Source organism: Planomicrobium sp. CPCC 101079, assembly GCF_007859275.1.
Classification (GTDB): domain Bacteria; phylum Bacillota; class Bacilli; order Bacillales_A; family Planococcaceae; genus Planococcus.
In genome coordinates this window covers 1-21,845 of record NZ_VOHC01000003.1, presented here as the reverse complement: position 1 = coordinate 21,845, position 21,845 = coordinate 1, and the positions used below count along the sequence as shown (strand labels likewise).

General features: G+C 44.2%; 22 protein-coding genes. 4 read left to right on the top strand and 18 right to left on the bottom strand.

Features of this window, described 5'->3' with window-relative positions:
* Window positions 1-37 precede the first annotated feature (37 nt).
* The 12 genes from FQV28_RS01455 to FQV28_RS01395 form a co-directional block, all read right to left on the bottom strand.
* Complete coding sequence (locus FQV28_RS01455) at window positions 38-1,474, bottom strand: MDR family MFS transporter (protein WP_146493829.1); 1,437 nt, start codon at window positions 1,472-1,474, stop codon at window positions 38-40.
* A gap of 115 nt (window positions 1,475-1,589) precedes the next feature.
* Window positions 1,590-3,020, bottom strand: a complete 1,431-nt coding sequence (locus FQV28_RS01450) for an MDR family MFS transporter (RefSeq protein WP_146493828.1) — start codon at window positions 3,018-3,020, stop codon at window positions 1,590-1,592.
* Window positions 3,021-3,571: 551 nt separating this feature from the next.
* Window positions 3,572-3,844 carry an ArsR/SmtB family transcription factor gene (locus tag FQV28_RS01445; RefSeq protein WP_146493827.1) on the bottom strand — a complete coding sequence of 91 codons (273 nt, stop codon included), beginning with the start codon at window positions 3,842-3,844 and terminating at the stop codon, window positions 3,572-3,574.
* A gap of 898 nt (window positions 3,845-4,742) precedes the next feature.
* Complete coding sequence (locus FQV28_RS01435; RefSeq protein ID WP_146493826.1) at window positions 4,743-5,387, bottom strand: vWA domain-containing protein; 645 nt, start codon at window positions 5,385-5,387, stop codon at window positions 4,743-4,745.
* Window positions 5,388-5,468: 81 nt separating this feature from the next.
* A complete protein-coding gene (locus FQV28_RS01430; protein ID WP_146493825.1) occupies window positions 5,469-6,461 on the bottom strand; it encodes a macro domain-containing protein in 993 nt (330 codons plus the stop codon).
* 33 nt (window positions 6,462-6,494) lie between these two features.
* Window positions 6,495-7,364, bottom strand: a complete 870-nt coding sequence (locus FQV28_RS01425) for an HD domain-containing protein (protein ID WP_146493824.1) — start codon at window positions 7,362-7,364, stop codon at window positions 6,495-6,497.
* Window positions 7,365-7,538: 174 nt separating this feature from the next.
* On the bottom strand, window positions 7,539-9,299 hold the full coding sequence (locus FQV28_RS01420; protein ID WP_146493823.1) for an ABC transporter ATP-binding protein: 1,761 nt from the start codon (window positions 9,297-9,299) through the stop codon (window positions 7,539-7,541).
* A 123-nt stretch (window positions 9,300-9,422) separates the two neighbouring features.
* Window positions 9,423-9,938, bottom strand: a complete 516-nt coding sequence (locus FQV28_RS01415) for a hypothetical protein (protein WP_146493822.1) — start codon at window positions 9,936-9,938, stop codon at window positions 9,423-9,425.
* A gap of 42 nt (window positions 9,939-9,980) precedes the next feature.
* Window positions 9,981-11,153, bottom strand: a complete 1,173-nt coding sequence (locus FQV28_RS01410; RefSeq protein WP_146493821.1) for an ABC transporter permease — start codon at window positions 11,151-11,153, stop codon at window positions 9,981-9,983.
* Window positions 11,153-11,836 (bottom strand): ABC transporter ATP-binding protein, encoded by a 684-nt coding sequence (locus FQV28_RS01405; protein ID WP_146493820.1) that lies wholly within the window; start codon window positions 11,834-11,836, stop codon window positions 11,153-11,155. Before FQV28_RS01405 ends, FQV28_RS01410 begins: the two co-directional genes overlap by 1 nt.
* Window positions 11,836-12,708, bottom strand: a complete 873-nt coding sequence (locus FQV28_RS01400) for an efflux RND transporter periplasmic adaptor subunit (protein ID WP_146493819.1) — start codon at window positions 12,706-12,708, stop codon at window positions 11,836-11,838. The genes FQV28_RS01405 and FQV28_RS01400 overlap by 1 nt, the downstream gene beginning before the upstream one ends.
* A gap of 139 nt (window positions 12,709-12,847) precedes the next feature.
* Window positions 12,848-13,087: a hypothetical protein gene (locus FQV28_RS01395; protein WP_146493818.1), complete on the bottom strand. Its 240-nt coding sequence runs from the start codon at window positions 13,085-13,087 to the stop codon at window positions 12,848-12,850.
* Window positions 13,088-13,403: 316 nt separating this feature from the next.
* Here FQV28_RS01395 and FQV28_RS19405 point away from each other — a divergent pair, with 316 nt between their 5' ends.
* A complete protein-coding gene (locus FQV28_RS19405) occupies window positions 13,404-13,526 on the top strand; it encodes a hypothetical protein (RefSeq protein WP_255472755.1) in 123 nt (40 codons plus the stop codon).
* Window positions 13,527-13,690: 164 nt separating this feature from the next.
* Here FQV28_RS19405 and FQV28_RS01390 read toward each other — a convergent pair whose 3' ends face one another.
* The 5 genes from FQV28_RS01390 to FQV28_RS01370 all read right to left on the bottom strand — a co-directional run bounded on the left by FQV28_RS01390 (window position 13,691) and on the right by FQV28_RS01370 (window position 18,768).
* A complete protein-coding gene (locus tag FQV28_RS01390; protein ID WP_146493817.1) occupies window positions 13,691-14,989 on the bottom strand; it encodes a sensor histidine kinase in 1,299 nt (432 codons plus the stop codon).
* A gap of 43 nt (window positions 14,990-15,032) precedes the next feature.
* On the bottom strand, window positions 15,033-15,713 hold the full coding sequence (locus FQV28_RS01385; protein WP_146493816.1) for a response regulator transcription factor: 681 nt from the start codon (window positions 15,711-15,713) through the stop codon (window positions 15,033-15,035).
* A gap of 324 nt (window positions 15,714-16,037) precedes the next feature.
* Window positions 16,038-17,210: an ABC transporter permease gene (locus tag FQV28_RS01380; protein ID WP_146493815.1), complete on the bottom strand. Its 1,173-nt coding sequence runs from the start codon at window positions 17,208-17,210 to the stop codon at window positions 16,038-16,040.
* Window positions 17,204-17,881: an ABC transporter ATP-binding protein gene (locus FQV28_RS01375; RefSeq protein ID WP_222433220.1), complete on the bottom strand. Its 678-nt coding sequence runs from the start codon at window positions 17,879-17,881 to the stop codon at window positions 17,204-17,206. Before FQV28_RS01375 ends, FQV28_RS01380 begins: the two co-directional genes overlap by 7 nt.
* Before the next feature lie 17 nt (window positions 17,882-17,898).
* The gene (locus FQV28_RS01370; protein WP_146493814.1) at window positions 17,899-18,768 is read right to left on the bottom strand and encodes an efflux RND transporter periplasmic adaptor subunit; all 870 of its coding nucleotides are present in this window, start codon (window positions 18,766-18,768) and stop codon (window positions 17,899-17,901) included.
* A 358-nt stretch (window positions 18,769-19,126) separates the two neighbouring features.
* On the opposite strand from FQV28_RS01370, the gene FQV28_RS01365 reads away from it, so the two are divergent.
* From FQV28_RS01365 to FQV28_RS01355, 3 genes are read left to right on the top strand one after another with little or no spacing between them, the layout of a single operon-like run.
* Entirely contained in the window at window positions 19,127-20,329 is a 1,203-nt protein-coding gene (locus tag FQV28_RS01365) for a M20 family metallopeptidase (protein WP_146493813.1), read from the top strand.
* Between the two features lie 36 nt (window positions 20,330-20,365).
* The gene (locus FQV28_RS01360) at window positions 20,366-21,184 is read left to right on the top strand and encodes a DUF3100 domain-containing protein (RefSeq protein ID WP_146493812.1); all 819 of its coding nucleotides are present in this window, start codon (window positions 20,366-20,368) and stop codon (window positions 21,182-21,184) included.
* Window positions 21,168-21,620 (top strand): hypothetical protein, encoded by a 453-nt coding sequence (locus tag FQV28_RS01355; RefSeq protein ID WP_146493811.1) that lies wholly within the window; start codon window positions 21,168-21,170, stop codon window positions 21,618-21,620. The genes FQV28_RS01360 and FQV28_RS01355 overlap by 17 nt, the downstream gene beginning before the upstream one ends.
* A 21-nt stretch (window positions 21,621-21,641) precedes the next feature.
* On the opposite strand, the gene FQV28_RS19365 is transcribed toward FQV28_RS01355, so the two are convergent.
* A partial coding sequence (locus FQV28_RS19365; protein WP_222433217.1) for a hypothetical protein occupies window positions 21,642-21,845 on the bottom strand: 204 nt, incomplete at its 5' end.

Genomic DNA, 21,845 nt, shown 5'->3' with positions numbered 1-21,845 from the left:
ACGAAGAATTAACGTATTCCGTTCTCCTTTAATGAAATCAATGGATGGATGGCGCCGACTTACGGCTGGCAACTGTGTGACGGATGAAGAACGCTAAGACAATGCCTAGCAGTGCAACGAACATTGCAACCAAGAAGACATTTTGTGAACCTGCAGTTATCGCTTTGGCAATTTCGGTTAGCTTTGTCGGATCGGAGGAGCCATGCAGGTACTTCTCCATACCACTCGTCAGGATGCTGATGGCGACCGCTGTTCCAATCGCTCCCATAACCTGCTGCAGCGTGTTCAGGACGGCTGTACCGTGCGGGTATAATGCCGGCGGCAATTGGTTCAAACCGTTCGTTTGTGCTGGCATCCAAATCAAGGAGATCCCCACCATGAGCCCGATATGCAACAGTACAATAAAGGCCACGGAAGAAGCTGGGGATAGCGTGGCAAAGAACCAAAGCATAACCGCAACGAGAACAAGGCCTGGAATAACCAGCCAAGTCGGTCCATACTTATCGAATAACCGTCCTACTAGTGGAGACAGAATACCATTTAGCGCACTGCCCGGCAGAAGCATGAGTCCGGCAATGAATACTGAGAATCCGGCGCCAGTTTGAAGGAACATCGGCAAAATGATCATGCTGGACATAATAATCATCATGCAGATCAGGACCAGAAGCAGCCCAATGACGTACATGGGATACTTGAAAACGCTCAGGTTTAACATGGGATCTTTCATAGAAGTCTGACGCAGGACGAACAAGACTAAAGCAACGAGCCCGACAACGATGGAAGCAACCACCACTGTACTAGTCCAACCTTCTGAGCCTTCGCCTGCTTTACTGAAGCCAAAGACCACTCCGCCAAAGCCGATGGTTGACAAGGCAATCGATAAGAGATCGATCCGGGGTTTCGTGACCTCGGTGACATTTTCCAAATACTTTAACCCGATCAATAACCCTACGACTAAAAGTGGCAGCGAGAACCAGAAAATGTAATGCCACGTAAAATACTGGATCAGTAAACCGCCGATGGTCGGTCCGGTCGCTGGTGCGAACATGATGACCAGTCCGACGAATCCCATAGCTGCTCCCCGCTTTTCAGGGGGATAGATGACAAGAATCGTATTGAACAGGAGCGGAAGCAGCAAGCCCATGCCAACTGCCTGTAAAACCCGGGCAAACATCAACATTTCAAAATTGAACGCGAGCGCTGCAATCAATGTGCCCGCAATTGAGCTTATTAGCGAACTTACGAACAGTTGTCTTGTTGTAAACTTCTGCAGCAGCAAACCGCTTACTGGCATCAAGATGCCGAGCGTCAGTAAGAACCCGGTCGTCAGCCATTGTGCAGTTGCAGCCGTAATCTGGAACACGTCCATTAAATTAGTCATGGCAATATTAAGGGCAGTTTCGCTGAACATGCCCACAAAACCGACGATCAGCAGCGACGCCAAGATGGCGCGCGTATTGTATTGTTTCTTCATTTTTTCTCTCCTAGTAACCTAATTAACTTAATAACGGTTTATTTTTTGCAAAGCCTTATTTCCTTAAATCGTTTTCAGAGATACCAATAAAGGATTCGCTGACAAAACATTGATGTTACGCCTGCACCTCTTTGCGGCTGACTACGCCACGGCGAATGAAGAACGCTGTGACTAAACCAATCAGTGCCAGCATAATCATGTACAAGAACACGTTATGTGATCCTGCCGACATCGCGTTAGCCATTTCGACCTGTCTGGCGGGAACGGAGAAGTTGTGCAGGTATTTATCCATACCACCCGTAAGTATACTGACAGCTAAAGCAATTCCAATCGCCCCTGAAACCTGTGGCACTGTGTTGATAACTGCCGTACCGTGCGGATATAATTCTGGCGGTAATTGATTTAGTGCGTGCGTTTGAGCTGGCATTAATATCATGGCTGTCCCAATTGAGAGCCCTATATGCAAAGCCACCATTAAGGCTACTGAAGAAGCAGGAGATAGGTTAGTAAAGAACCATAACATGACTGAAACGATGACGAACCCGGGAATAGCGAGCCATTTTGCGCCATATAGATCAAACAAGTGCCCTATTCGCGGGGAAAGGAGACCGAAAAGCGCACTGCCCGGCAACAGCATGAGTCCCGCAGTGAACGGAGATAATCCTGCACCCGTCTGCAGAAACATCGGCAGGATGATCAGGGTCGCCATAAAAATCATCGGGACTATCGCTACTAGAACCAGTCCGACAACGTACATCGGATACTTGAACACGCTCAGGTCCATCAACGGATTACTCGCAACGTTTTGACGCCACACGAACAGCGCCAGTGCGACGAGGCCAACAAGGATCGAAGCAATCACAACTGGATTGCCCAAGCCTTCAGATCCTTCGCCCACCTGACTAAAGCCATAAACAACTCCTCCAAATCCAATCGTCGACAGTAACACAGACAGTAAATCAATCCGCTGCTTTGTGACAGCGGTAACGTTCTCCAAATATTTCAACCCCATCAACAACCCTATAACTAAAAATGGGAGTGATAACCAGAAGATATACTGCCATGTTAAATATCCGACTACTAGACCACCAAAGGTCGGTCCGATTGCCGGGGCAAACATGGTCACAAGCCCGACTAACCCCATTGCCGCCCCCCGTTTATTATGTGGATAAATGATGAGAACTGTATTGAACAGGAGTGGAATTAAGGTGCTCATACCTACTGCCTGGAAAATCCGACCGAACATTAACATTTCAAAATTGAACGCCAGCGCCGAAATCAATGTACCGGCGATTAAGCTTGTGAGCGAAATGGTGAAGAGCTTTCTTGTAGAAAACATCTGCAGCAACATCGCACTTATTGGCGTTAAAATGCCTATCGTCAACATGTACCCAGTTGTTAACCACTGTACAGTTGCCGCTGAAACTTGGAATACTTCCATTAAATTAGTCATTGCAATATTGATGGCCGTTTCGCTTAGATAGCCGGAGAAACCGCAGAGCAGCAACGCTGCCATAATGATACGTGTATTGTAGTTCTTTTCCATTTATATATATCTCCTCGTAAATCACTTTAAGTAAAAGCGTTTATTTTTTAGCAAATCCTTGTCTGTTTAACTATTCAAGCATGAAGGCCAGTATGTAACTCCATCAGGGGCTCTATCCGGAAATTGTTTCAAAGTGAGTATCTATTTTCAGGATAAGGCAGACCCAAATTACCGCGTAAAGTGTTTGATTCATATTCTGTTAGGATCACCATGTTTCGGTCTTCCACTAATTCACTGCTTAATGTGGTTAAGTTTTGAGACATAACCATTAACAACTCGATATTTTATATTTCCGTGTTTCTAAAAATATAGAAATAAAAAGCAGTTTAAATTTATGATTATTCAAATCTTTATCGTAATACCAAAGTATCAAAACATCGTTTTAAGCGAATAAATTCAAATTGTCGTCATTTACAGAGACGTCCTGTTATCAAACCTCCAATCCTTTTAGGATAGAACATTTTATATTTCGAAAAAAATAGAAATAACAAACAAAAAATAATTCCATAGGAATACAGAATTATTATAGTTAGGATTTCGGTTTGCCCGGTTTAATGGCTATCATACAGATGAGGTACAAATTTCTTTGCAACATCCTCATTCAAACTATAAAAAATATAGGTTCCTCGCTTCTCAGGCTTTAAAATTCCGCAATCTGATAATTGCTTTAAATGATGAGATAATGTGGATAAAGGAATACTATCAAGACGGCCTTCAAGTTGTGCCGGACACAAACTATTTTCCTCACCGATAATTTGGATAACTTTGTATCGGGTACTATCCCCCAATGCTTTATGAACTTTAACAATTTGATCATTATCCATTTTTGATGCACCCCTTTTTCTAATATAAAATGTTTTACCCTAAAGTATTTCGATATAACTCGAATTAAACATTATCATGAAATAAATGTGACGTAAAGGATTCAGGCTTCCGACTAATGGATATCCATTGGTTTCCCTTAACGTATAAGTGTTCTGATAACTTGAAGGAATCTGCATTTCCGTAGTTGCTTCAAAATTCGTAGCTCTACCGCCACTACGGATGACCTTTTCCATTTCAGCAGGGTTGGGAAAAGTGAAAGAAATAGACGCAAAGTTATAAGTTGACTTTTTCTTGTTTACTCCTTGATTATTCAAAGCGTTCGTAAAAGTACACTTTTACGAACGCTTTGAAAAGGGCTGAAAACAGCCAAAAAGAACGTTCGTAAACATATAAAAACACTTTACGAACGTTCACGATTCCATAGACACTTTTGCGAACGGTTATTGTGGATGACAAGGACTATGGCCTACTGATCTAGGACGATGATCGACTCAAATTGCATTAATGGCTTTTTAGCATATACAAATACCGCTTAATATATTTCCGGTAATTCACATTCTATATGGCAAGAAATTCTATGGCTTTAAGCTTTTAAAGCTGCAGAATTGCGATGCAAAAGCAGGAAGAGGAATTAAATCAAATGGAATTTAGAGGTGCAAGCGTTTATGACCAAGAAGATTTTTTTGAATTATATAAAGAAGAGAGGAGAAAGGATAGCCCGATCAATGCTATCTAAACTCCCATCATCTATGAACTTGTTGACGATTTTCAAAACAAAAGTATTTTGAACTTAGGTTACGGCGATGCGTCATTTGGAAAGAAAATATTATTTTAAGGCGCAGCATCTTATACCGGCACAGAAGGGAAATAACGCTGCTTTTCTTGACGAAAAGGCAGTTACTTTCGCTTATCGTAATCCGCTTCGATGTCTTTTTTCCAGTTGCGGTCCAGTGGCGCGCCTTTTCGGACTGAAGAAATGGTTTCGCTCATGACTCTGTAGTTCAATTCGGTGCCTTTTTCATCCGCATGGTAATTGACCGCGAAATCTTCATCTATTCCAAACTTACCGGCAGTTGAGATGGCATCAATATTCGCGCCCATAAAAATGAATTCCCAATTGTATTTCTCTTTTTGGCTGGCAATCATGGTTTTGATTTTATGGTAATTGAATTCGCGGCTGGCGTTCTCCATGCCGTCTGTCGTGATGACGAAAATCACTTTTCCTGCACGGTCTTCTTCCCTCTTCCGCTTTTGGGCATTGCCGATTTTTTGGATCGCAGCGCCGATGGCATCAAGCAATGCCGTCGTGCCGCCCACTTCGTATTCCCTTTCGGTGATCGGCGAAACGCCTTTCACCGGTATGCGGTCGTGGAGCAGTTCAGATTGATGGTTGAACAATACGGTCGTTACCGTCGCATCGCCTTTCTCGCTTTTCTGCTTTTTCAGAAGTGCGTTGAATCCGCCGATTGTGTCCGCTTCGAGCCCTGCCATCGATCCGCTTTTGTCGAGAATAAAAACCAGTTCCGTTTTGCTGTTTGCCATTTAGTGTTCCTCCTTAAGTAAGTCTTAACAACTTAAGGATAGCTTTTAAGATCGCCTTGCTGGTCGCTTCAAAAGCGACATTTACGCTCCAAGGAGCGTTTGGTCATAGACAAATAACGCTTCATTGATCTCAAAAATGTTGTAGTTGTTACTTTTAATAAAAAACTTGACGATGACGTCGAATTTGCTGCTGTTGGAAAGCGCATATCCCGCCGTATTGAGCAGTTCGTTTGTTTCGTCAAGGTTCAGTTGGAGTGCGATGGCGAAAGCGACGATGGTCTTTTTTTGCGGCGTGTAAGTTTTTGAATTTTTTATTTTATTGAAAAGCTTGCGGTCGATATTCGCTTTTTTGTAAGTTGCGACGTCCGTCATCCCTTTTTCATCGATAAAACGGAGCAGCCGCTCGGAGAACGATTCATCGATTTGCCCGAGAATATCTTCCAAGCTTCGGTCCTGCAAAATTTCAAGGTTGCTTTCCGGCGCCAGCTCTGACTGCATTTCGGCATACCGGCGGTCTCTTTTTGAAAAAATCAATGTTTGTTCATCGACATAATGCTCATCGATGTATGCGTCGATTGAATTGAAAAGTTTTTCACTCAAGCGAAACGCTTTTTTATCGAAAACTACGATGTAGACGAGCATTTCATGCTCCATTAAAAAAGCGCTGATTGCAGATACCGCGACCTGCAGCGCCTGTTCTTTCGGATAGCCGTAGATGCCGGAAGAAATAAGCGGAAAAGCGATCGATTCATATTCATTATCCAATGCAAGTTTCAAGGAGGTTTCGTAGCATGACCGCAAAAGCCTTTCTTCGTTTTGGCTGCCGCCGCGCCAAACCGGACCCACTGTGTGGATGATGGATTTTGCGTCTAACTGGAAACCGTCCGTTATGACCGCACTTCCCACCGGACAATGGCCAATTTTGTCGCACGCCGTCTGCAATTCCCTCGCACCAGCGGCTTGGAAAATGGCGCCGCACACCCCGCCTCCCATTTGAAGCCCGGAATTTGCGGCGTTGACAATGGAATCCACTTTCATTTTCGTGATATCGTTACGGACAATTTCTAATGGCATGAGAGTTGGCTCCTTCTGATTCAATTTTTCTTGTTAAAGCTTTTTGCGGTTCTTTAAATAATACTTGAAAAACACTTCATCCGGCCAAGCGAGCCGGTATTTCAACTCACTCAAAAAAGCCAAAACCCGGAAAGGGCCTTCTGCATTCCATTCAAACTCGATCCCTTTTTTGTGCAGAAAATCCCATAGCGGCTTGACCGCTTGATAGTCCCTATTTCTGTAAACCGCACGGCTGGCAGCAACAACTTCTTCTGCAAAACCCTCAATGCCGCGGCTTTTTAGTTCTTCTCTTTCAATTTCATCCACAAGATAAGCGCATTTAAAGAGAAGCTCGATTTCCATGTTTGTCATCTTTTCGACTCCGACAAACAGCAGAAATACTTCCTTTTCAAATGCCTGAATAAAAGGCACTTCCTCTTTCCGGTCTTTCAGCGCATGGGCAAGGCTCATACAATACCAGCATTGATCCCGTTTTCCGCGGTTAAACCGTGTCCATACCGCTTCGCCGTATTGAATGACATCTTGCTGAATTGACCGGAGATTATGTAATTTATCAGCGGCAATCAACGCCAGCTCTTCTTTTGTACGGGCCGGAAGCGCTTCAATGGTATGCAGCTTGCGCGCTTCCCATGGCAGCGATTTGTCGGGTTCGGAAGCGGACAAAATCAATGCTAGGATTTCTTGCCCGAACAACTCCCTCACTTCTTGTTTTGTCGCGTCCGTGTCTTCGAGCGTGTCGTGCAATAACCCTGCTGCCACCACTTCGTCCCGCTGCTTGTGTTCTTTCAGCATCATCGCCACTGCGAAGGGATGGCTGATGTACGGAATATCCGTCCCCTTTCGCGTTTGGCCCGCATGTTTGGCCGCTGCAAACTGAATCGCGTTATCGATTAACTGGTTCATCAAATCACCTTCCTGATGCCGGAATATTGTAACTAATTGTAGCATATTTACAAAAAACAATTATGACAGAAAAAAACCAGCAGCTTGATGGGCTGCTGGTCCGTATTTTTTTGATTATAATCCTAAATTAGACCTCCCCTCTATACTGGTCCAATGGTGGGCACTGCTTAGTTTTCAAATTGCTTGCACTTCCTCTTCGGCAAGTTGTTTCGAGTAAAGGTCCCTGTAATAGCCCTTTTGACTAAGCAAGCTATGGTGGCTGCCGCTCTCAATGATTTCCCCGTTTCTGACCACAAAGATCACATCGGCATTTAATATGGTAGACAATCTATGCGCGATCATAATCATGGTTTTATTGGCATCCACTTGGTTGATCGATTCTTGGACAAGTTTTTCGCTTTCGTTATCAAGCGCGCTTGTCGCTTCGTCCAAAAGGATTAATGATGGATCTTTCAAGAAAACGCGCGCCAAGGCAATCCGCTGTTTCTGGCCTCCCGAGAGCTTGATGCCCCGTTCTCCGATCTCTGTCTCATAGCCAGCGGGCAATCTTGTTATAAAGTCATGGGCAAACGCCTTTTTTGCGGCTTCAACAACTTTGCTGTCTGTAGCATTCAAATTAGCCATTTTTATATTCTCTTTTATGGAGGAACTGTACAAGAAATTATCTTGGGTGACCACTCCCATTTGGCTCCGAAGGCTTGAGAGTGAATAATTCCTAATATCCAAGCCATCCACTATTACTTTTCCTTGTTGTGCATCGTACATCCGCATCAATAATTGCAATATGGTGCTCTTGCCTCCGCCGCTTTCACCGACAAAGGCGTACTTCTTGCCTTTTTCCAGCTTGAAACTAATGCGGTTCAAAATTCTGCGTTCTCCATCATAGGAAAACGTCACATCTTGAAACTCGATGGAATCCGTTAAGCTTTTCATTTTTACCGGATCTTTTTTCTCTTGGATATTCGATGGTTCATACAGGAAAGCAAAAATCCGGTTGAGCGCTACATTTCCTTCGGTGATAGCAGGAATAGCGTTCACAAGCGCTGCCACAGGGCTGCGCATTTTATCGACATAAGCAAAATAGGCGATCAATACCCCTATAGTCAAGCTGCCATCGATAACCAAGCGGCTGGCCACTAAAACGACAACAAAAGGAGTGATGTCGCTTAATGCATTCACCAATGCCAGCATAAGTGCATTCAATTTTGCGTGTCTGCCGGTCAACGTTTCGTACCTTTCCAAATGCTCGTCCAGCTGCTGCTTGTCACGTTTTTCTGCAGAAAATAATTTCGAAATGAAAGCGCCTTGGATTTTCTCGAAGATAAATCCGCTCATCACCGACCGGTATTGCATCATATTGCGCGTCGACTGCTTGAGGCGCTTTGATAAGAAGTGAGCCAACAGGAATTGAAAACCGACAAGGAAAATGGCGAGCAGCGTCAAAGGGACATTGAACGTGAACATTATCCCGACCACAAACAGCAAGACAATCACTTCAATCCCAATGTTGCCGAACAGTGCCATCAGCAAACCTCTAACCTTTTCGATATCATCAAAAAAGCGCGTTCCAATTTCCCCGCTTTTGTTGTCAACAAAATACTTGGCATCCAAGGAATGGACTTTCTTGAAAGCGTCTTTCCGCAATTCTTTGATAATCCGGTTATTGGCCGTATGAATGCAATATTGCCTTACATATTCCATGGGAGTCCGGACTAACAAGAAGACAACCAACATGACAGCTGCGATCCAAAGCAACTGGTCTATTTTTTCCGCACGGCTCAGCAGCTCGTTTTGCAACAAATCATCAAAAATGTATTTCAAAATCAACGGCACAGAAAGAGGGATGAGAAACCGGAAGACGCTTCCGATAAACCCCATTAAATAGAGCTTTGCTTCTCTTTTCGGATACGGCAAAAATTCATTAAAATTTTCCATGGGTGTTACTCCCTTCCTTGTGAATACGTGCAGTTTACAAAAGCAATATGAACTCAATATGAATAACAGCAAAGAAAAAAAAGCGAACCCTATTTCCTGGACTCGCTCACAAATAGCAGGTGTTCAACTGCTGGTGTTGGAAGAAACTTCTTTCTCAGATGTTTCTTTAGCTGCTGTCCGGTTGGCGAGATATGCTGCAGCCAACAGCAGCACGAAGGCAAAGAGCAGCCACATCATAAATGCCGGCATCAACTGAGACACGAGCACAAACCAGGCAAAAAATAAAGCGGATGGGCTGGCTGCACGGAGCCCCATGTAAAGCGTTTTCGTCAGCCCTTTTTGGTATAGCGGTGTAGCTTCCAACAGGAAAATGAACGGATTGCAGAAAGTGCCGAATGCGAGTGGAATGACCGCATACAGCGGCAAACCCGCAGCAGTGCTTAGCTCCACTAAACAAACGAGCCCAATGGAAAAAGCCTGCAAAATAAAATCAAGATGTGCCGCTTTCAGTTTCCGCGCATTTGTGAAAAATTGTTTGACTTGCGCATTATTCAAGTAAAAGACAGCCCCGAGAGGCAGTGACAGCAGAAGACCGATCATGAATAGGAAAATTGCCCACTGCACCAGAAAATCATTCATCTTTACTCGTCCTCCCCAATGTTTTGATTGCCAAATTGTTCATTAAACGCTTCTTAAGGCGTCAATCGGGTTTAGTTTTGAGGCTTTTCTTGCAGGTGCTATGCCGAAAATGATGCCGATTGCCGTTGAGAATCCAAGTGCGAGCAAAACCGTTGAGCCGGATAAGGAAAAGCTGATGCCGATTAGCGAACATATTGTAAACGACAGCAAAGCGCCGACAAGTAAACCTAAAAACCCGCCAAACGAAGACAAAAATACCGCTTCGAGCAAAAATTGCTGCTGGATTCGTCTTGGTTCTGCACCGAGCGCTTTCCGCAAGCCGATTTCGGTTGTCCGTTCTGTAACGGAAACGAGCATCATGTTCATGATTCCGATGCCGCCAACCACAAGGGAAATGGAAGCGATCCCGCCAAGCATCAATGAAAGCATCGTGGTCATTTGATTGATGGAAGCTAGCATATCCTGCATATTCATGACGGAAAAACTGTCTTTGTTGTAATTGAATGCCTCATTTAAAGCGGCTTCAATATCGCTCGTTATTTTTTCCGATTGGTCCGCATCTGCCATATATACATCAACATTTGAAATAAAACCTGTTCCCAGCAGTTTCATCGAAGTCGTATAAGGGATAATAACCGCATCATTGGTTGAACTGCCGGAAAAAGAATTTGACTCCTGCAGTGTACCGATGACGGTAAAACTCGCTCCTCCGATCATCAACTTCTGGCCGATCGGGTCTTTGCCAAAAAACAATTTGTCGGCAACGGTTGAACCGATAAGGGTGACTTTGTTCTCGCTTTCGATATCCAAACGGTTGATGCTGCGCCCCGTCTCCAAAAGATCAGCCGTTTTCACAAAATAAACATCGTTTTTCCCTTCCACAGTCACATCTGTTTTTTCTGTACCATCCGAAACAATAGAAGTTACACCCGAAATAGTAGGCGAAACACCTGCTACGTTGTCGATTTCCGCAAGCTGTCGGATATCGTTATCCAGAAGCCCTTGCTTTAATGGCGTGCCGATAGCCGATACGGTGATTTTATCAGCACCAAAAGAAGCGAATTCACTCGTCATTTCACTGGTGGCCCCTTTGACAATGGTGATGAGCGCAATGATGGAACCGACCCCAATCACAATTCCGAGTATGGTCAATGCCGATCGCAATTTATTGTGGACAACATTCATCCAGCTCATTTTCAAATTTTCCTTAAACATCAAGCATGCTCCTCTCTCAACCGGCCATCCAGGATATGGACAATCCGGCCCGCATTTCCCGCAATACCCTGGTCATGTGTGATCATAATGATCGATTTCCCTTCCTGATTCAGTTTATGGAAGAGCTCCATGATCTGCTGGCCCGTTTTTTGGTCAAGCGCACCGGTCGGTTCATCGGCCAATAGAATTGTCGGTTCGGTAACCAGTGCCCGGGCAATTGCTACGCGCTGTTGCTGGCCGCCCGATAACTGATTGGGCCGATTATCCATTTTTTCTTCCAGCCCCACTCTTTCCAGCATGTCTGATGCCCGCTTTTTCCGCTCTTTTTCTGAAACACCGGCATAAATGAGCGGCAACTCCACGTTTTGGCGAGCACTTAAGCGAGGCAATAATTGAAATTGCTGGAACACAAAACCGATTTCCTTGTTGCGGATTGCCGCCAGTTCGGATTCGTCCAATTCATCGACTTTGTGGTCCGATAAGCGGTACTCGCCGCTAGTTGGCGAATCGAGACAGCCGATCAAGTTCATCAAGGTGGATTTTCCAGAACCGGACGGGCCCAGTATTGCAACAAAATCCCCTTGATTGACTGCCAGGCTTATGCGGTCGAGAACAACTTGTTCCTCGTTTCCTAAAAAATAAGATTTGCTGATGTCCTGCATGGTTAAAATGTGCCTCGCCATTATTTTTCCTCTCCCTGCATGGAAGCTGCCGCCTGAGCTTCCTCGTTATCGGTGAACATTACGCTGTCGCCTGCCGATACGCCGCTTTTTACTTCAACGACTGTTCCATCGTTTATTCCGGTTGTGATATATTTTTTTGTCGGTAGTCCATCTTCTGCCGGCAACAGCACATACGGCTTGTTTCTGCTGTCGAACTGAACCACTTTCATCGGCAACGTTGTCACTTTTTTCGCTTCTTCTTTTACTATTTTCGCCTCCGCACTCATCCCTACCCGAAGTTCCTCATCTTTCGCGAGATCAATTGCTGCGGTGAAGTAAGAAATGCCGTTTTCATTCACTGCCTCTTTCGAGATAGCTGAAATCGTCCCTTTTATCTCTTTCTCGAGCGCATTGACAGTTACATCCACTTTTTGGCCAGCTTTTATGAACTTCAAGCTATATTCATCCACTTTTACGGTTGTCTGCAAATCGGAATAGTCGACCACTTCCATTAACTCTATTCCAGACATCAATTCCGCGTTTTTCTCTACTAGGACTTTTGAAACTTCGCCATCCACAGATGCCTTTATTTCTTCGCCCATCGATGTTTCCAATAAAACATCTCCCTTTTCGACTTGGTCGCCTTCTTTCACTTTAATTTCGCTGATCTGTATGGATTTCTCACTCATGACGGTTTCCCTGTTTTTCGCTTCTATTGCTCCAGTGAAACTAAAGTAGGTTTTGATATCTCCTGTTTCAGCCACTTCTTCTTGGAAAGCGCCTGTCCCTTTCGGCATAAACACAGCCGCAGCCACTAAAGCCAAGGCAACAATTCCAATCGCGCTCCAAATCATCAGCTTCTTTTTGCTTTTGTTCTTTTGCTTTTTGTTCATTTTCTTGCCCTCCTAAGTTTTTGTAGGTTCAATATAAAACTTCTTTGTGAACTGAATATGAACTAACAAAAAATATATACAACTAAAGAATAATAATTTTTAAAGCCATCCATTTGTGAAAACTTTGAATTCCTGCTAACTACCACCCTACCTTTATCCAAGTAAGAACAAGCAACAGAAAAGAAACGGCAGCCGCGATAGAAACGAAGAGTATTTTTTTAGCGGAAGGAGCTGGTTCTTGAAACAAGATGAAAAAAGCGTAAATGATGGCGGCCAACGCGAGGCCGGCCAAACTCCTACGCATCAGCATTTCCACCCCGGCGAAAGCGACAATCCCAGAAAGAATGAGCGGCAAAATAATAATTCGGCTAGCTTTCATAGCTAATCCCCTTCAATTAAGTTCTATGGAACCCACTATAAAAGTGAAGTATGAACTCAATATGAATCAGTAAACATAAAAAAAGAGAAAGGAGCGGACTCCTTTCTCTCGAACTGTAAGTAAAGTATAGGGGAAATTGTATAGAAATGAATACGAATCAATCAGGCTCGCTACTACGCATTCTATGAATTTGGTTTCAGTCTCCTCGTCAAATGAATCTAGCAAAAGAAAAGCCTGCTACTCAGCATTACGTTTTACGCTTAAGAATCCGGAGTGCCTGGCGGCAAGCAAGTTGGGCGAAGGGAGTTCGGCCAACTTGTTTGCGACGAAGTGCCGCAGCGATGCACCGAACTTTCATGCTTCGAAGCAGCGCAGCGATGCAGAAGCAGAAGCAGAAACAGGAGCAGGAGCACACGGTTATTCCAGCGGGGCAGCGTAGCGACTAAGTGCCGAAATCCACTCGGGCGAGGCGATAAACCCGAGTCCGTTCGGTGCGAGCCCGTGGAAAGCGTCCGCTTGGCACGGTGAATTTGAGATGGATACGACCAAAGTTTAGATTTATCACAGCCGGGTAGCAATCACCAGCTATCTGACTTTCTATTATCATTTATTCGATTGGCCCGGCAGTATAACCGTGAACTTCGCACCTCCCTTTGGCCCCTCTGAAACGCGGATGTCTCCATGATGCAAATCGACAATTTGCTTCACAATGGACAAACCGAGGCCGTTCCCTTTTACGGAGGCATCGCGCGACCGACTCACTTTATGGAACGGCTTGAAAATATTTTGCCGTTCTTCGGGAGGTATTCCGATTCCGCTGTCAGCAAGCGAAACGGTGATCAAACCATTGGAGGCTTCAGCTTTAATGCTGATTTCCCCATGCACAGGCGTAAATTTGATGCTGTTATTCAACAAGTTGGTCCATACTTGCTTGAGCTGGTCGGCATCTGCTTCGATTGTGACAGGTTTTAGTTGAATATCGATGGCAATGTTTTTTGCAGCCCATTGAGGTTCCAGGCTGATGATGACATTGCGCAATTGTTCATCCAACTGAAAAACCTCCAAATCCAGCTGGTGCTGGGCATGCTGCAGACGGGATAATCGAAGCAGATTTTTTCCTAGTCGAGACAAGCGGTCGCTTTCCTGCTCGATAATATTCAAGTAGCTGATTCGGCTTTCTTCACTCATCTGCTTTTGTTTTAATGCTTTGGAAAATCCGGCTATCGATGTCAGCGGCGATTGAATTTCATGGGAAACATTGGCCACGAATTCCTGGCGCATTTGATCGAATTGCCGAAGCTCCCGAGCCATATCATTAAAACTGGTGCTTAATACGCCAATTTCATCTTTCCGCCTAGTTGGAAGGACTACGTCAAATTTGCCATGGGCCATCTTTTTTGTCGCATCTGTCAGCTGGGTTAGAGGATGCACAACATAGCGAGCTGCAATGATGATCAACAAACTGCCAAAAAATAAAATGACGACATACATAAGATGAATCGAATTCATAATTTCCGCTTCAACCGGATTCGGCTTAACAGTTAAGAACAAAGCATATTGTTCGCCATTTTCTTGGAATGGAATTCCGACAATCGGATAAAGATGCTCCTCTTCATGCAGATTATCCGAAATTTCACCGGAAAGAACCATATCAACATCGCTTTTGCTTACATCCATTTCATCCTCAAGCAGCGGGGTGCCTTCTGAATCATAAAGTTGAAGCCGGGTGCCCGCTGTTCCGTTAAAAGCGTCCATATAAGAACGAACGTTATCCGAATTGGTAGTTCGGTAAATTTCTATTACTTTTTCGCCATTTTCAATTAAAATACTCCTTATTTCCTCATGAATCCGCCCTTGATACATCATGTTAGTGCCGATATAAGCTATAACCAAACTGAACATGACGATGCTGACAAAAATAACGACAATGCGAGTATAAAGCGATTTAATCTCGATACACCTCCAAGCGGTACCCGAGACCCCGGATTGTCACTATTTTAAAATCTGATTCGAATTCGGCAAACCTTTCACGGAGCCTTTTGATATGAACATCTACTGTCCGTTCATCTCCTTCATAATCCATGCCCCAGATTTGCTCAATAAGGTGATCCCGTGTAAACAATTGATTTGTGTAGCTTCCCAATTTATAAAGAAGTTCAAATTCTTTCATTGGAATTGTCACTTGGTTGCCGTCCTTATAAATAACTTGATAAGTTCTGCGGTCCAGCATTATAGAACCGAGTTTGATGAGGCTGGATGCATCGATGCGATAACGTTTCAGCAAAGCTTTGACTCTCAATACCAACTCTACAGGATCGAATGGCTTCACTAAATAATCATCAGTTCCCAATTTAAAGCCTTTGATCTTATCCTGGGCTTCTCCTTTTGACGTAACCATTAATATTGGCATTTCATCCAGTTCACGAAGTTCCTTGCACAAATCCCAGCCATCCAGTTTTGGCATCATGATATCAATAATCGCCAAATCAACCGATTGGTTTTCTGCGTAGGCCAATGCATCTTCTCCGTTCGCTTTTTCGATGACTTCAAATCCTTCATCGACAAGATACAGCCGAATAAGCTCTCGAATATGTGCTTCATCGTCAACCACCAGTATCTTTGCCAATTTCCAATCCTCCTTTGACCTTGTTAAGTAACATAATCCTTCTTTTGAATCATCCTGCAATTAATTTTATATTATCATGCAAAATTCTTTTTTACAGATTCTTTAAAGAGTTGTATTTTTAAGCCTAAAACATAAATGCGTCTACAATAACCCACTTCCTCAATAATAAAAGGGAATAAAATCCATACTTTCCGCTTGTGTTTTATCACATATAGGTGATATTGACAGAAGTACTGAATCTTTATTACGAATGGCTTCTCTGACTTGTTTCAACCTTTTACTATACGGTGCACATATACTAGACCACGACTAATTATTATTCACTTAGACATTTCTCAAAGCATCAATCGGGTTCAGCTTCGACGCTTTTCTGGCAGGTGCGTATCCGAATATGATTCCGATTGCGGATGAAAATCCAAGAGCCAAAAAGACGGTTGAGGAAGACAGCAAGTAACTGGTTCCCATAAAAGAACAGATCGCAAAGGCTGCCAAGATGCCGGTTGCTACACCGACGCTTCCGCCAATCAGTGATAAAAATACCGCTTCCATAAGAAATTGCTGCTGGATCCGCTTTGGTTCAGCTCCAAGTGCTTTACGCAGCCCAATTTCTGCCGTCCTTTCTGTCACCGAAACAAGCATCATATTCATAATGCCAATTCCGCCTACTATTAAAGAAATGGAAGAAATGCCTACAAGAAGCAAAGAAAGTGTCGTAATCATCCCATTGATGGTCGATAGCATTTCCTGGGTATTCCTGATTGAAAACCCTTCTTCTTGATTTTTAAACGCTTCATTAAGTGCAGCTTCAATGGCGTGTGTCGTTTTTTCCGACTCTTTGGTATCTTCCATATATACATCTGCTGCCATGATATAACTGGTTCCAAGCAGCTGCATCGATGTCGTATATGGCACGATGACTGCCTCATTTATAGAACTTGACGAGAAGGCATGTGATTGTTGGAGTGTTCCAATAATGGTGAAGTTTATACCGCCGATCAAAATGTTTTCCCCGATGGGGTCTTTGCCATAAAACATTTCTTGGGCAATCGAAGAACCGATCAAACTTACTTTGTTTTCACTTTGAATGTCTAACGGATTGATCCCTCTTCCGATTTCAATCACATCTTCGTTTTTTGAAAAATAGATATCGTTTCTCCCGATTACGCTTACTTCTTCTTTGACTGCCCCTGCTGCAGCAATTGAAGCAAATCCCGTGACGGTCGGTGATACTCCGGCTACATTGTCGATTTCAGCTAGGCTTTCAATATCCTGATGGATCAGGCCTTTTTTTAATGGCGTTCCTAAAGTTGATACGATGATTCGATCCGCTTTGAAAGTTGCGAAATCACTGGTCATGTCGCTGGTAACTCCTTTGACAATGGTAATCAGCGCTATGATTGAGCCGACTCCGATGATAATGCCGAGAATCGTTAAAGTCGAACGCATCTTGTTGTGAATGACATTCATCCAGCTCATTTTCAAATCTTCTTTCAGCATCCGGCTTCCTCCTCTTGAAGCTGGCCATCCAAAATGTGAAAAACCCGTCCCGCATTTTTTGCAATTTCGGGATCGTGCGTAATCATGATAATCGATTTCCCCTCCTGATTTAATTGATGGAAGAGCTCCATGATTTGCTGTCCTGTCTTTTGATCAAGTGCGCCCGTCGGCTCGTCGGCAAGCAAAATCGTAGGTTCGGTCACCAACGCTCTTGCAATAGCCACACGCTGCTGCTGGCCGCCCGACAGCTGGTTGGGCCGATGCTCCATCTTTTCATCAAGTCCGACTCTAACCAACATTTCCATTGCCCGCTGTTTTCGTTCTTTTTCGCGGATGCCCGCATAGATGAGCGGAAGTTCTACATTATGCCTTGCACTTAATCGGGGGAGCAAATGAAATTGCTGAAAAACAAAACCGATTTCCCTGTTGCGGATATCGGCCAATTGTTTTTCATCCAATTCTTGCACTTTCTGCTGTGATAATTTGTATTCGCCGTGCGTTGGTGTATCAAGACAGCCAATCATATTCATCAACGTTGATTTTCCAGAACCCGATGGGCCAAGAATTGCTGCAAAATCTCCTTTGTTTATGGTTAGGTTGATATGATTAAGAACCACTTGCTCATCTTCACCCAAGAAATAAGATTTGCTGATGCCGGTCATTTTTAAAATTTGCTCAGCCAAGATCCTCATCTCCTCCACAAAAGCTGCTCCAACAGTCCTTCCTCTTCAGTTGCATGCATGACGTTCTCACCGGCTGAAAGGCCTGTTTTCACTTCTACAACCATGCCGTCATTGATGCCGGTCGTAATGGGTTGTTTTATAGGCTCTCCTTCCTTTGATGGCAGCAACACATACGGTTGTTTCTCATCGTCAAAAAGAATCACTTCCATCGGCAGAGTGGTCGCTGCTATCGCTTTTTCTTTGACAATATTAGCTTCGGTGGTCATCCCTATCCGCAAGTTTCCATCTTTTTCAAGGTCGATGGTGGCGATAAAATAAGAAACACCGTTTTCATTTATTGCTTCCCTGGAAATATCAGAAATGGTTCCTGTCAGTTCTTTGCCGAGTGCATTGATGCCAACACCCACTTCTTGGTCAATTTTTAAAAATTTCAGGCTGAATTCATCCACTTTTACTTTCGTTGTTAAGTTTGCGTAGTCTACCAGTTTCACCAGTTCAGCGCCCGCCATCACTTGACTATTTTCCTTAATTAAAATTTGCGACACTTCGCCGTTCACCGGCGCCTTTATTTCCTCACCCGTCTCCGTTATTATTACCACGTCACCACTGTTGATCTGGTCTCCTTGTTCCACCTTGATCTCACAAATCTGCAGCGGTTTTTCACTCATAATAGAACGCCTGTTTTTACTGTCAATTGTTCCAGAAAAATTATAATACGTTATAATGTCCTTTGTTTCAGCGACTTCTTCTTGATAAGCTCCAGTTCCTCTTGGCATAAAAAATGCAGCTGTGGCAACAGCGCTAATGAAAATTCCGATTATGCCCCAAAACAACCACTTCTTTTTTTTCTTCTTCTTGTTTGACCGGGCAATCATTTATTGCCTCCTTTCTGGGCAACATGTATATTTATCACTTTTACGTCCCATTTGTTAAATAATTAATATTTTTTATAGTATCATGATTGAGATTATTATCTACCCTTTTTCTGAATTTTCTTTAAACTTATCTTCGGTTTTTCTTCTCTTCATCTTCTCTAGCTACTATTTAAGAATTTCATGTCGTTAAGGATTCTATAAACAAGAAGCTTCAACTAATAACTTAGCTTTTTCGACTCTTTTTTCTTTCCACAAATAAATCGATATTCCTAATTGTTAATAAACCATGTACATTTCAAAATATTAATGCTAACGTGAAAAATAAAATTACTTCGAAAAGCTAAAGGAGTGGAAAACAATGAATCAATTATTTAACGAACTGGACAATCTGTACAAGGAAATTGTTGAAATTCGGCGCTATCTCCATCAACATCCAGAATTATCTTTTCAAGAAGTACATACTGCAAAATATATTGCTGATTTCCATAGGAAACTGGGGCATGAAGTACGGACCAATGTTGGCGGCCAAGGTGTTCTTGCCTATTTAAGAGGCGATAAGCCAGGGCCAACTGTAGCGCTCCGAGCCGATTTTGACGCGCTGCCAATTCAGGAGCAGACTGATGTTCCGTTTAAATCGCAAAATGATGGCGTGATGCATGCATGCGGCCACGACGGCCACACGGCTACTTTGCTTGGGCTTGCAAAAGTTTTGAATGGCATGAAATCCGACATTGAAGGAACGGTTTTATTTCTCCATCAGCACGCGGAAGAATTGCCGCCGGGCGGTGCAATTTCGATGATTGAGGATGGCTGTCTGGATGGCGTCGATGTGATTTTCGGGACGCATTTGCAGGCGCAGATGCCGCTCGGGGAAATCGGTTACCGTTCTGGACCGCTGCAAGCAGCTCCCGACCGATTTGACATCAAAATCTTAGGGAAAGGCGGTCACGGCGCCAGTCCCCATGAGACAAAAGACAGCATCGTCATAGGCGGACAGCTGATCGGCAATCTTCAGCAAATCGTCAGCCGCCGGGTCGACCCGCTTGAATCGGCCGTTGTGTCGATCTGTAATTTTGAAGCGAAAAACCCATATAACGTCATCGCGGATACTGCTCAAATGACTGGAACAGTCCGGACCTTCAAAGAGGAAGTCCGATCGTTTATCGAGAAAGAGATTGAGCGCATCGTTGAAGGAACGTGCTACGCTTCAGGCGCAAGCTATGAATACACGTATATGCGCGGTTATCCGACAACGGTGAACCATAAAGAAGAGACGGAATTTGTGGCAGCTCTTGCCAAGGCCGTGCCAGGCGTTGAAGCGGTCAAAGAAACCGAGCCGATCATGGGCGGAGAAGATTTCTCCTATTACCTGCAAAATGTAAAAGGAACGTTTTTCTTCACTGGCGCAAAAAATCCAGAAGCGGAAGAGGCTTTTCCACACCATCACCCGAAATTCGATATCGACGAACGCGCTCTTTTAATCGCTGCGAAAGTGCTTGGTTCTGCAGCTTTAAGCTATATGAAAACGGCAGAAAAAACACCAGAGAATGCCACATTGTAATAGACGGAAATCCAAGTATAAGGGGGTAGATGAATAGTGGCTGAACAAACTCAAAAATTATGGAAAGACTGGCGCCTTCATTTGGCAGTACTGGCTATTGTTGTTTTAACAGAATCCATCGGGGTGCATTCAATTCCTTTAGGGCCAGGTGTTATTCTATTATTGCCTATGCTCTACGCTGTTATTATCGGGCTCGCTCTTTTTTTCACGCCGTTCATCAAAGAAAAGCAGTCCATCAACGCAGAGCCACTTGTCTTTTTGTCGGTGTCTGTGTTGATTGCCAAATTCGGCGTACAGGCAGGTCCGGCAATTTCACAAATTATTGAGGCTGGCCCCGCTCTCTTGCTTCAAGAACTCGGCAATTTAGGGACGATTTTTTTGGCCTTGCCAATCGCCGTCTTATTGGGCATTAAACGCGAAAGCATCGGCATGACGCACTCTATCGGACGGGAAGCAAATCTAGCGTTAATCACCGACAAATACGGTTTATCTTCGCCAGAAGGCCGCGGCGTCATGGCGATGTATATTTTCGGCACAGTTTTTGGTTCAATTTTCATTGGGCTGATTTCCGGTTTCCTTGCGACTGTCACTCCGCTTCATCCGATTTCATTTGCCATGGCAACAGGCGTCGGCAGCGGCAGTATGGCAGCGGCGGCGCTCGGCCCACTCGTTGCCGCCTTTCCTGACATGAGTGAACAGCTCACCGCTTTTTCCGGCGTCAGCAACCTCATTTCATCTGTCACCGGATTATACATGAGCATTTTTGTCGGTTTGCCGTTGACCGTCAAACTTTATGAAATTATGTCCAATAGAAAAGCAGCCAAAGGGAGCGTCGGTTATGTTAAAAAGTCTTAAAGAATGGATACTTGTTTTTATCCTTATCGGTATGATCATGCTCGTCGGGAATTGGGTTGGTTATGATGTCTTGCCGCTCGATGCCCTCCCCGGGTTGGCCGTTCTCATTGGGATAAGTTTGGCAGGTTTGGTTATCCACAAGCTTTTGCCTTTTCAAATTCCGAGCATTGCCTATATCGGTATTCTTGGGCTGATTTTGACGCTTCCCGGCGTACCGGGTTCAGAACAAATTGTCGCTTGGACTGCACAAGTCAATCTTTTGGCAATCGCCACTCCGATTTTAGCTTATGCCGGCATATCGATCGGCCGTTCTTGGTTTGATTTTGTGCAGCTCGGGTGGAAAACGATTGTGGTCGGCATGTTCGTTTTGCTTGGTACTTTCCTCGGCTCTGCAGTGGTTGCTGAAGTGGTACTTCGCATGCAAGGCATCATTTGATCTAAATCAATGCTCCATAATCTAAACCATGAAAATGGTCCGGCGGCACAAGCCTATAAGAACCTGCAAAAGTCGCAAATGGAGCGGCTGAAGCCGTGCCCGCGGAAACATACTAACATGAGTAGCACAAACCATGGCCATGGTTTGTGCTACTCTTTTTTTGTAGAAGTGAAGGGAAGTCGTGCGGACGCGTGGATCGTCGAATCCGAACCAGGAAACCGGCTC